This window comes from Streptomyces subrutilus, assembly GCF_008704535.1.
GTDB classification, from domain to species: Bacteria; Actinomycetota; Actinomycetes; order Streptomycetales; family Streptomycetaceae; genus Streptomyces; species Streptomyces subrutilus.
On record NZ_CP023701.1, the window covers coordinates 6466940 to 6478530 of the forward strand.

At 72.5% G+C, this 11591-nt stretch carries 9 protein-coding genes; 3 read left to right on the plus strand and 6 right to left on the minus strand.

Translation table 11 applies throughout. The features are described from left to right. Nucleotides 1–25 precede the first annotated feature (25 nt). The 6 genes from CP968_RS28775 to CP968_RS28800 all read right to left on the minus strand — a co-directional run bounded on the left by CP968_RS28775 (nucleotide 26) and on the right by CP968_RS28800 (nucleotide 8868). On the minus strand, nucleotides 26–1138 hold the full coding sequence (locus CP968_RS28775) for a type IV pilus twitching motility protein PilT (RefSeq protein ID WP_280116703.1): 1113 nt from the start codon (nucleotides 1136–1138) through the stop codon (nucleotides 26–28). Continuing rightward, nucleotides 1135–4959 (minus strand): hypothetical protein, encoded by a 3825-nt coding sequence (locus tag CP968_RS28780; RefSeq protein ID WP_150520765.1) that lies wholly within the window; start codon nucleotides 4957–4959, stop codon nucleotides 1135–1137. The genes CP968_RS28775 and CP968_RS28780 overlap by 4 nt, the downstream gene beginning before the upstream one ends. Continuing rightward, the gene (locus CP968_RS28785; RefSeq protein WP_150520766.1) at nucleotides 4956–5480 is read right to left on the minus strand and encodes a type II secretion system protein; all 525 of its coding nucleotides are present in this window, start codon (nucleotides 5478–5480) and stop codon (nucleotides 4956–4958) included. The genes CP968_RS28780 and CP968_RS28785 overlap by 4 nt, the downstream gene beginning before the upstream one ends. Beyond that, complete coding sequence (locus tag CP968_RS28790; RefSeq protein ID WP_150520767.1) at nucleotides 5477–5911, minus strand: type IV pilus modification PilV family protein; 435 nt, start codon at nucleotides 5909–5911, stop codon at nucleotides 5477–5479. Before CP968_RS28790 ends, CP968_RS28785 begins: the two co-directional genes overlap by 4 nt. Continuing rightward, entirely contained in the window at nucleotides 5908–7119 is a 1212-nt protein-coding gene (locus tag CP968_RS28795) for a type II secretion system F family protein (protein ID WP_150520768.1), read from the minus strand. Before CP968_RS28795 ends, CP968_RS28790 begins: the two co-directional genes overlap by 4 nt. An 87-nt stretch (nucleotides 7120–7206) precedes the next feature. Next, nucleotides 7207–8868, minus strand: coding sequence for a GspE/PulE family protein (locus CP968_RS28800; protein ID WP_229886878.1), 1662 nt, complete (start codon nucleotides 8866–8868; stop codon nucleotides 7207–7209). Nucleotides 8869–9326: 458 nt separating this feature from the next. On the opposite strand from CP968_RS28800, the gene CP968_RS28805 reads away from it, so the two are divergent. From CP968_RS28805 to CP968_RS28815, 3 genes are all read left to right on the plus strand, one after another. Next, on the plus strand, nucleotides 9327–9677 hold the full coding sequence (locus CP968_RS28805) for a type IV pilin protein (RefSeq protein ID WP_229886877.1): 351 nt from the start codon (nucleotides 9327–9329) through the stop codon (nucleotides 9675–9677). A 111-nt stretch (nucleotides 9678–9788) separates the two neighbouring features. After that, the gene (locus CP968_RS28810) at nucleotides 9789–10613 is read left to right on the plus strand and encodes a prepilin peptidase (RefSeq protein WP_150520770.1); all 825 of its coding nucleotides are present in this window, start codon (nucleotides 9789–9791) and stop codon (nucleotides 10611–10613) included. 92 nt (nucleotides 10614–10705) lie between these two features. Continuing rightward, nucleotides 10706–11326 (plus strand): PadR family transcriptional regulator, encoded by a 621-nt coding sequence (locus CP968_RS28815; RefSeq protein WP_229886876.1) that lies wholly within the window; start codon nucleotides 10706–10708, stop codon nucleotides 11324–11326. The last annotated feature ends 265 nt before the right edge of the window (nucleotides 11327–11591 follow it).

Here is an 11591-nt window from a genome sequence, read left to right on the forward strand (position 1 = left end):
CCGGATCGCGCCACCCGTCCGACGGTCAGGTGCGGCCGGCCGGGGCGTGGGGCCGCTGGACGTCCTCCGGGTGGGCCGTGTGCAGCACGGCCTCCTCGTACGTGATGACGCCCGCCGCGACGAGAGCGTTGATGCTGGTTTCGAGGGTCTGCATGCCGTCGCGGTGGCCGGTCGAGACCATGTTGCGGATCTGGCGGGTCTTGCCCTCGCGGATCAGGTTGCGGATCGCCGACGTGCCCACCAGCACCTCGAAGGCGGCCACCCGGCCCCCGCCGGTCCGGGGGATGAGCGTCTGGTTGAGGATGCCGACCAGGGTGTGCGCCAATTGCAGCCGGATCTGCGGCTGTTGCCCGGCCGGGAACACGTCGACGATGCGGTCCAGCGTCTGCGACGCGTCGTTGGTGTGCAGGGTGGCGAACACCAGGTGACCGGTCTCGGCGATGGTCAGGGCCGCGGAGATGCTCTCCGGGTCGCGCATCTCGCCGAGCAGCAGGACGTCGGGGTCCTCGCGCAGGGCCGAGCGCAGCGCGGCGGGGAACGAGTCGGTGTCGGTGCCGACTTCGCGCTGGCTGACGGCCGAGCGCTTGTGCCGGTGCAGGTACTCGATCGGGTCCTCGATGGTGAGGATGTGCACCGACCGGTGCGTGTTGACGTAGTCGAGGAGCGCCGCCAGGCTGGTCGACTTCCCCGACCCGGTCGGCCCGGTGACCAGCACGAACCCGCGCGGCAAGGCCGCCCACCCGATGACGACCGGGGGGAGCCCGAGCCGCTCGGACGACGGCACGTCGAACGGGATGATCCGCAGCGCCAGCGCCGACGCGCCGCGCTGCACGAAGGCGTTCCCGCGCAACCTGGCCCGCTCCCCCCAGCTGAACGCGAAATCGATCTGCTTCTCCCGGCGGAAGCGTTCCGCGAGTTCCCGGCCCAGCACCCCGGTCACCAGCCGATCGACCTCCGGCTCGGTCAGCGCGGTCCCCTCGACCGGCCGCAGGGCGCCGTCGACGCGGAGGAACGGCGCCGATCCGGCGGTGAGCAGCAGGTCGCTGCCGCCCCGCTCCCACAGCTCGCCGAGCAGGTGCTCGATGATGGCGGAACTCGGCCCGGACATGGTGGCCTCCAAGGTGGCGTGTGTGCTCATGGCAGGACCGTCCACTGCTTGACGGTGCCGGTGTGGCCGTCGAAGGACACGGCGGCCCGGACGAGCGGGCCGGACAGCAGGTCGATCCGGGTGCCGCCGAGGTGCTCGGTCGCGCCGCCGCTCCCGGCGGTGACGGTGTAGGTCACCGTCAGCCCGGCCAACTGGGCGGCGGTGGTCAGGCCGCACGGCGCCAGGTCGACCCGGTCGGACACCGGGCCGCGCGAGCCGGGACGGACCGGCACGTCCAGTGAGCCTCCGGCGCCGGTGCAGGTGCTGCCGGTGAAGTCCACCGACACCTTCACCGACTCCACGTCGCCCTCCTCGTGGTGCGTCACCTGTAGGACGACGTGGTCGAGCGGTCCGGTCGCGGCCGGCGACTGCGGGGCGTATCCGCCGAGCGTGAGGGACGCCCGGCCACCGCCGGGGACGGCGGCGTCCGTGACGTCGACGGGCGCGCCCGGAGGCGGGGTCGCGAACCCGGTGATCGCGGCGACCGACGCCGGTTTCGCGATCACGGCCGGATAGGTCGTGAACAGCACCGGCTCCGGTGGGATACCGATCACCGGGCGGAGGTACCCGGGGGCCGGGCTGATGCCGAGGGCGATGGTCCGGGCGATGATGCCCCGGGTGACGACCTGCGAGGCGACCCCGGTCATCGACAGGTCGACGGCAGCGGTCGGCGCGTAGACGGTGCCGTTGATCACCAGGCGGCTGCGCTCGGTGGCCGTGTCGGCGTCGTCGGTCGACGTCAGCACCGCGCACCGGCCGCCCTCGGTGAGGCAGCCGGACAGGGCCCTGATGGACGGCGCTCGGAACACGATGTCCAGCTCGACGCCGTCGAGCCGGTCGACGGCGTCGGTACGGCCCGCGCCCAGCCTCGCCGTGTAGTCGACGGCGAGCTCGGACACCTGGGCGCCCTGCGTGACCCCGCAGGCGCCGAGGTCGACCACGTCGAGACCGAGGGCGCCTTCACGGGCGGTCAGGGCGTGGGTCGCGTCGCAGGCGGTACCGGTGCCGGAGACGGTCAGCGCGACCGTGGGCGGCGCCGTCGGCGAGGGCGGCGCCGCGGTGGTGTCGTCGTCCTGGTGGGCAACGCGCAGGACCACCTTGTCGATCACCGAGCCCGCCGGCAGGGGCGGCATCGCGAACGCGCCGAGCCGGATCGACGCCGACGGGGTGGCCGTGGCCAGCGTCGCGGTCGAGGTGGTGGTGTCGATCGCCTGCGCGTGCCTCGGGTCGGGGAACGCCGCGGCGGTGGGCGTCGCGGTGCTGATCGCGCGGGTGGGCCGTACCGAGACCGGGGGCCGGTGGGCCAGGTCCAGGGTGACCCCGTCGAGCTGGGCGGTGGCGGCGGCGCTGCCGGCGCCGAGGGCGGCGGTGTAGGTCACGGCCAGGCCGACCAGTTGGGAGGGGTCGGTCAGTCCGCAGGCGGCGACCAGGTCCAGGGTGTCGGTGGCCAGGGCGCCCTGGTGCACGGCGAGCTTCTGCGAGGCGGTGCAGGAGCGGGGGAGGCCGGGCCCGGTCAGGGTGACCGCGGCCGTCGGCGGCGGTCCTCCGGCCGCCCCGGGATCGTCGCGGTGGGCGATGTGCAGCAGGGCCCCGTCCAGGACCGAGCCGGGTGCCACCGCAGGGGTGTCGTAACCGCCCAGGTCGATGGTGGCGGTCGGCGCGGCGGCCGAGAGCGCGGCACGGGCGGTGCGGGCGCCGTCGATCGCCTGGGCATCGGCCGCGGGGACGAACGCCGTCGACTCCGCGCGCGTCGCCGGCCGGGGCGGCGGCGGGTCGTAGACGATGTCGAGCGCCATGCCGTCCAGGGAATGGGTGCCCGCGGCGCCGCCCGCGTCCAGTCCCGCGGTGTAGGTCGCGGTCAGTCCGGTCAGCTGGGCGGCGTCGGTGATGCCGCACGCCTTCAGGTCGACGCGGTCGTCGCCCGGCCCGGCCCGCGCGGTGAGCGGCAGGCCGGTACAACGGCCGCCGCCGCCCGCGGGGGTGACGTCGATTCCGGGCGCCGCCGCGTCGCCGGTCTCCTGATGGGCCACCCGCAGCACGGCGGAGCGGATCGTCGACCCCGGCGGCAGGGGCGGCCGGCCGAACCCGGCCAGGGTGATCGACGCGGACGGCGCCGCCGCGGTCAGAGCGGCGCCGGCCACCGACGGTGCCGGCTGTTCGCCGATCTCCAGGGCGTTGCGGGGATCGGTGCCGGCAGCGGTGAACCCGGTCGATGCGGTCACGGCGGTCGGCTTGAACGTGGTCGGCGTGCGGTAGGCGACCTCCAGCCAGATGCCGTCCAGGCGTTCCGTGGCGGTGGCGCCGTCGGGGTCCAGCGTCGCGGCGTAGGTCACGGTCAGGCCCGTGAGCCGGCCCGGGTCGGTGAGCCCGCACGCGCCCAGCAGGTCGATCGGGGGATCCGTGGCGAGCGCCGTGTTCCGGGGCAGGTCGTCGGTGCGGCAGGTGTCCCCGCCGACGGCGGTGGTGACCTTCACCGCGCCCGGGGCGGTCAGATCGCCGGCGTCCTCGTGCCTGACGCGCAGCGTCGCGCCGCTGATGACCGAGCCGGGCGGCACGCGCGGGGTGAAGCCGGCGAACTGCATCGAGGCCGACCGGCGCTTCGCCGGGTCGAGGACGGCGTCGGCCGTACAGCTCGCGGTGCCCGTGGGCTGTGCACACCCGGGCAGCGTCGGCCGTTCGCCACCGGTCAGGGCGTGGCCGGGGTCGGCGAAGCCGGTGTTGGCGGCCACCGCTGTCGGCTTCAGCGCGTGGGACGGCTTCGGCGGTTGGACCCCGTACACCGCGACCTGCTGGGCGCCCGGGGTCACCGGGGCGCACAGTTCCACGTGTCCGCGGTCGACCTGCAGCCGGCTGCCGCCGCCCATCATCACCTCGACGCCTTCGCGCCGCGTCGTGTCGCAGCCGCCCGGGACGGGGACGGTCGGGCGGGTGGGGGCCCCGGGATCCCAGCCCGCCCGCGTGCCGCCGACCACGCTGACGGTGGGGTCGTCGACCGTCCAGGCCGCGGCGCCGCCGGTGAAGGTGAAGTCGAGGTAGTACAGGCCCGGTTGCAGCCAAACGACGACGTCGGGGCAAGCGCCGCCGGTGAGGCGGGTGAGGGCTCGGGCGTCGTCGTAGTAGCCGGGCTGCAACCGCACCAGCCAGGAACCGGGACCGGGGCACGCGGGCACCGTCTGCCGGACCGGGACGGCCGTGGCGGGCGGGGTGTAGTCCGGGTCCGCGCCCGCGACCTCGTCGGCGGGAGCCGGCGGGGTGTCGTTGGCGCAGCCGTGCGCGTACGGCTGCGCGGTCGGGGGCAACGGGGTCTGCGACACGGCACCGGAGCAGTCGCCGACGGCGGACACGTCGCCCGAGACCGCCATCGAGGCGCCGGCGCCGGAGGTGATGTTCGCGTGGGAGAAGACGCTGCCCTGCACGCGCAGGCCGGGCGCGGTCACGTTGATCCCGTCCTGCGCCCCCCGGCCCAGGCTGCGCAGCGCGTCCTGCGGTTGGGTCGCGCGCGTGGCCGCGGCGGAGGCGTTGAGAGGGTCGCAGTGGACGATCATCCGCTGGCCGTTGATGGGCGGGGCGGTGTAGTCGGCGCACGGGTTGCCCTGCGAGAAGTTCTTGATCGCGAGCTGTGTGGCACCGTCCGCGCCGTAGTTCCGCTTTCCTTGGGCGACGTACGCGCTCGCGGCCTTCAGCCCCGTGCCGGCGAAGGCCAGGACCGACACGGTGATCACGCTGAAGACGGTGATGAAGGCCAGCGCGAGGATCAGTGACGCGCCCTGCTCGTCGTGGCGCGGGCGGCGCGGAACGGGACGGCCGGTCATGACGCGCTCGATCGCCGGACGGCCGTGAGGTCCGTCCGGGGCGCGCCGGGTTCGCTCTGCACGGTCAGCGTTACCTCCATGGGCGAGGTGCACGAGGTCTCGGCACCGCAGCTCAGAACCACCGGACGGGTCGACGGGGCGTTGCCGAACCGGCCCAGCGTCGTGGTGACGACGCCCGTGTCGGTGCACTTCACCCGGCTGAGGGCGCCGGTCGGCCGGTCGTAGGTGTAGACCACGTCGGTGCCGGGCCGGCTCAGGTGGACGATCACGTCGGCGACGCCGCACGCCGGCTCGGTCGTGACGGTGTCCGCGCTGTGCACGTCGCCGTAGAAGTAGCGGCCCAGCGTCCCCACCGCGCCGGTGGCGGCCACCCGCTTCCCGGTGCCCGCGGTGAACCGCAGTCCGAGGATGATCGCCGTGGGCAGCAGTGCCCCGATGATGCCCATGACGACGATCGTGACCATCAACTCGGTCAGGGTGAACCCCGACTCCGCTCGGCCGTCCGGCCGTTGCGTCGTCATGACAGCATCGCCTCCCGCTTGACCACTTCGAGCGTCACGTCCCTGACGGGGCGTGGGCCGGTCGCGTGCACCGTGAGGGTCACCTTCTGCACTCCGGTATCGGCCGCCGGGCAGGACGGGCCGAACGCACCCACCCCGTCCCAGTACGCGATCGTGACGCTCACGGTGTATCCGGCCGGCGGCGCCGGAGTCTCGTACCCACCGGCGCAGGGCACGTACGGGTCGCCGACGACCTTCTCGGCGGCGTTGCGGACGATCGAGTCGGCGCCGGTCAGCTTCTGCTGCGTGACCGAGCTGATGACGGCGGTGCCCATGCCTCCGAGGATGGCCACGAAGGCGACCCCCATGAGCACCACGGCGACGAGAACCTCGATCAGCGTCTCGCCCTCCTCGCCGCGGCGGCGCCGCGGGCGGCGTGCCGGGCCGGTCATTGGACCTCGACCTGGCTGTAGACGCCGTAGATCGCCGAAAGGAGGGCGACGGCCACGAACCCCACGACGACACCGACCAGGATCACCACAGTCGGCTCGAACAGGCTGGTCAGCCGCTTGAGTTTGTGCTGCAGTTCCTTCTCGTAGAACTCCGAGACGTTTTCGAGCTGGTCGTCGAGGGTGCCGGTCTCCTCCCCCACACGCATCATCTGGGTGACCGCCCCGGGGAAGAGCTTGGTGCGGGCGATCGGCCGGGAGATGCCGCCGCCTTCCAGCATCTCGATCCGGGCCGTCCCGATGGACCGTTCGTACACCAGGTTGTTGGCGCCCGCGCTGGCCAGGCCGAGCGCCTCCGGAATGGGCACGCCGGCCTTGATCATCGAGGTCAGGATGCGGCAGAACCGTTCGATGACCATGAAGCGGACCACGTCGCCGACCACCGGCGTCGCCAGCAGGAAGCGGTCGCGCAGCAGCCGTCCCCGCTCGGTCCGCAAACCGGCGACCAGTGCCGCGACGAGCACGACGAGGACGCCGAGGATGACCGGGTACCAGGCCGTGACGAAGTCGGTGAAGCCCAGCAGCATCCGCGTCGGCAGGGGCAGTTCCGCGTTGAAGGACGCGAAGAACACCTTGAAGCGCGGCAGCACGAAGACGACGAGGACGAGGACGACGGCGACGGCCAGACCCATCACCAGGCTCGGATAGGTCAGGGCGGAGCGGATGCTGCGCCGGCCCTCGACGTCGCGCTCGATGTAGCGGCCCAACTGGGCCATCACCACGTCGAGCTCACCGGTCGCCTCTGCCGAGCGCAGGACGGAGATGTAGAACGGCGGGAGCGCCGCGGTGTGGACGGCCATCGCGCCGGCGAAGCTCTCGCCGAACCGCAGCGAGTCCATGACGTCGACGAGCACCTGGCCCAGCTTCTTGTCCCTGGTCTCGGCGCGGATGATCTCCAGGGCGTCCAGGATGGGCACTCCGGCCTTGATGAAGGCGGCCATCTGGCGCGAGAAGTTGCTCAGCTCGACCGGGTCGACCTTCTTCGCGGTGAGTTCGAGCTGCAGCAGGTTGCGGCCCGCCGCCCTGACCGACTGCACGTCGTAGCCCTGCCGGGTCAGGCTGTCGGTCACGCCGTCGACACTGGAGCCCTTGAGCACGCCGGCGGCCCGCTTCCCGTCCGGGCCGAGCGCGACGTACTTGAAGGTGGCCATGTGCCGATGCCCTCCTGGCTTCCGGTGTCGGGGGTTCGCTTCGTCGGTGTCCGGGTGCGGCGTCCGGCGCGCGGGGCGCCGGGCCGTCTAGACCACGTACACGCTGGACATGATCTCGGCGATGGTCGTGGTGCCCTCCTCGACCAGCCGGACGCCTCCGTCCAGGAGGCTGTCCATGTGCTCCTCGCGCGCGGCCTTGCGCAGGCTGTCGATCGGCGCCTTCTCGACGAGCAGCCGCTTGACCGCGTCGCTCATCACGAGCAGTTCGAAGACGCCGATCCGCTCCTGGTAGCCGGTCCGGGAGCAGAAGTTGCAGCCCCGGCCCTGCCAGAAACCGGCGTCGGTCGAACCGCCGGCCTTGGCGAAGAAGGCCAGTTCGTCCACGCCCGGCCGGTAGGGCTCGCGGCACTGATCGCAGATCCGCCGCACCAGTCGCTGGCTGACCACCCCGGAGACCGTGGAGGTGATCAGGAACGGCTCGATGCCCATGTCGGCGAACCGGTGCAGGGCGGAGCAGGCGTCGCCGGCGTGGATGGACGACAGGACGAAGTGGCCGGTGAGGGCGGATTCGACCGCGATCCGCGCCGTCTCGGCGTCTCGGATCTCGCCCACCAGGATCACGTCGGGGTCCTGCCGGAGGATCGAGCGCAGCCCGGTCGCGAACGAGATGCCCGCCTGGTCGTTGATCTGGATCTGGTTGACCGACGGGAACACGTACTCCACCGGGTCTTCGATGGTGGTGATGTTGCGCTCGCTCTGGTTCAGCTCGCCCAGCGTGGCGTACAGGGTGGTCGTCTTGCCGCTGCCGGTCGGTCCGGCGCAGGCGACCATGCCGTACGGGGAGCGCAGCAGGGACGCGAACCGTTCGTAGGTCGCGGGGGGCATGCCGAGCTCGCCCAGCCGGAACAGGGTGCGGTTGCTGTCGAGCAGTCGCAGCACCGCCTTCTCGCCCCAGATGGTGGGGGTGGTCGCGACCCGGATGTCGACCGGCCTGCCGTCGATCTCGGTGGCGATCTGCCCGTCCTGCGGGCGCCGCCGGTCGACGATGTTCATGTTGGCCATGATCTTGATCCTGCTGACCAGCGACGGACCCATGCTCTCCGGCAGGCTGAGCACGTCGTGCAGCGCACCGTCGATGCGGTACCGGACCCGGACCCGGTCGGCGTGCGGTTCGACGTGGATGTCCGAGGCCCGGTCGCGCAGGCCCTGGGTCAGCATGAGGTTGACCAGGTGCACGACCGGCGCGTCCTCGCTCACCACCCGGGCCCCGGAGCCGGCGTTGCGGCCGGTCTCGGTCGCCTCGAAGGCCTCGACCAGGCTGCCGACGCCGGACAGCGCCCGGTAGGTGCTGTCGATCGAGCGCCGGATGTCCGAGGGAGCCGCGATCGCCAACTGCACCCGGTCCGGCGCGACGGCACGGCCGACCTCGTCGAGCACGCGCGGGTCGGCCGGGTCGCCCGCCGCGACCACCAGCGTGCCCTCGGCCCGCCGCACGCCGACGACGCCCAGCGAACGGGCCAGCGCCTCGGGCACCCGGGCGGCCGCCTCGGGATCGGGTTCGCTCTGGCGCAGGTCGACGACCGGGACGCCGAGTTGGACCGACAGCACCTCGATCAGTGACCGCTCGTCGACCATGCCGATTTCGACCAGCAGGGCGCCGAGCCGCTTGCCCGACGCCGACTGCTGCAGGAGCGCCTCGTCCACCTGCGCAGGGGTGAGCAGCCCGCGCTGCACCAGCAGTTCCCCCATGCGCTGCCGCTTCCGTCCCGCGGGGGAGGACTGCTCCGCGCCGGACGTCGCGTCCCCGACCGGTTCGTCGGCCGGGACCGGAGACGGCGCGGGGCCGCGGACTCCAGCGGGCAGGGTGCCGTCCTCGCCCGCAGGACCGGTCGCCGCCGCGCGGCGCCGGAGAAAACGGCCATTCGCCAAGGAACCCACCCCTTTCGCGCATCCAGAGCAACGGCCGACCGTTCGCCTCGGGTGGATCCGCAGTACTGTCAGCCGCTGATTAGTCAGCTGCACACTACAGCACGCCATCAGGCTCGCATCTGCGCCGCCTTCGGGGCATCGCCCCTTGTAAGTGCACTTTCGGCTCAGTAGTCTACGGCTGATTAATCAAGCTGTTACTAACGCTCGGTCGTGTGTGGGCCGGTCGCCGTAGATGGAGAAAGATGTTCACAAACCTGCAAGGAAAGTTGCGCCGGCGCATGCGTGCGCCGAGCGAGACGGCGGAGGCCGGCTTCACGCTCATCGAGCTTCTCGTGGTCATCGTGATCCTCGGCGTCCTGTCCGCCATCGTCGTCTTCTCCGTCCGCGGCATCAACGACAAGGGCCAGGGCGCGGCGTGCAAGACCGACAAGTCCACGATCGAGACCGCGGAGGAGGCGTACTTCGCCACTGACGGCCGCAACACGTACGGCACGGTGGACGACCTGAAGAATGCGGGGTTCCTGTCCGCCGTTTCCAACTGGTACCAGGTTCTCGACACGAGCCCCACCAAGTACACCGTGACGCGGATCCCCAATGTCGACGGCGAGCCGCCCAACCCCTGCCCCTGACGCGGGAGCCGTCGCCGGTCGTCGCAGGCCGGCGGTCGAGACGGCCGGGTGGCGCCGTACGCGCCACCCGGCGCTGGCGCACGGCGCGCACGCTACGGCAGCATTGCGTCCATGTCATCCATATTCGTCGTAATTGTCGGCCTGTTGGGGCTCGCGGTGGGCTCCTTCCTCAACGTCGCCGTCTCCCGGGTGCCGGCCGGCCGCTCGGTCGTGCGACCCGGCTCCGCCTGCCCGCGATGCGCCACGGCGATCGCGGCCCGGGACAACATCCCCGTCGTGTCCTGGCTCCTGCTGGGCCGCCGCTGCCGCGCCTGCCGGGTTCCGATCCCCGCGCGCTACCCGCTCGTCGAAGCGCTCACCGCGCTCCTCTTCGCCTCCGAGGCACTGCGCTTCGGCCGGTCCGAGATGCTGCCGGCCGCACTCGTCTTCACCGCGGGGCTGGTGGCGCTGGCCGCCTGCGACGCCGAACACCTCCTGCTCCCGAGGCGGCTGATCTACCCGACCCTCGGGCTCACCGCCGCGTGTCTGCTCGCCGCCGCCGCGGCCACCGGCCAGTGGTACCGGCTCGGCGTGACCGCGGCGTGCGGAGCGGGCGGGTTCGCCGTCTTCTTCGCCCTGCACCGGGTGCGGCCGGCCTGGCTCGGATTCGGCGACGTGCGCCTGGCCGGCCTGCTCGGCACCGGGCTGGGCTGGCTCGGTCCGTGGCATCTCGTCTTCGCGCTGGTGGCCGGCAGCTTCGCCGGGCTGCTGGTGGGCATCGCGCTCATGGCGGCGGGGCGGGCCACCCGCCACACCCGCCTCCCCTTCGGCGTGTTCCTCGCCGCCGGCGCCGTCGCCGCCCTCCTCGTCGGCGCTCCGGTCGTCCACTGGTACGAGAGCCTGAGCGATCCGTACGCGACGGGGGCACCCCCCACCACGGTCCGCGACCGCCCCTGACCGCCGGGCCGGACGTCAGCCGCGGGCCGGCTTTCGGCTGCCGACGGCCGCGCGACGTTGCTTCTGGGCATACCTACAGCGTCACGCGCCGCATGCGCACCGAAGACTGGTCCTTCGTACAACCGCGCGCCCGACCGATTGGTAACCTGGTTGCCATGGTGAAACCCGACCGACCTGATCTGCCGCTGGCGGAGTGGATTGTGCTCGCGCTCATGGCTGAACGACCCAGTCACGGCTTCGCCATCGCAGCCCTCACCGCTGAAGGCGCGGAAATCGGTCAGTTCTGGTACATCTCGCGACCCATGGTCTACCGGTCGATCACGCGGCTGGTCGAGCGCGGACTGATCACGGCGGTCGGCGCCGAGGAAAGCGACCGCGGACCGCAGCGCATGATCTACGCCACCACCCGCTCGGCGAAGACGACGGTGAGCCGGTGGCTCAGTGAACCCGTGGTCCACCTGTTCGACGTCCGTGCCGAGCTCACCTGCAAGCTCCTGCTGCTCCAGCGTCGCGACGCCAGCCCGGCCCGCCTGGTCGAGCGCCAACGGGTCGTCATCGACGGGATCGAGGAGTCGCTGCGCGCCAAGGAGCACGCCGGCGACCACCTGGCCCGCGCGATCTACGCCTGGCGGCTGGAACACGTCCGCGCCGCGCGCCGGTTCCTCGACGCGGTCGACGTCGACTCGGCGCGGCCGGCGGTCACGACCGGCTGACGTCACGCGCCTATCGTCCTCCCCCCGGCATCCACGTCACCGCCCCGCGCGTGCGGGCGACTCGATCCGGCAGCCACCGGCGGGCCGCGGCCACCGCGGATGACACCCCGACGGCGGCGTACGAGCCGTCACCCACCCGTCCGGCAGCCGACCCGGTGGCCGTGGACCGTGCTCGACCGTGAGCCCGGGCCAACACGACGGGCCCGGCGATCGCGTCATCACGATCACCGGGCCCGCGAGGCGCGTCAGCGCCTCATGGCCGGTC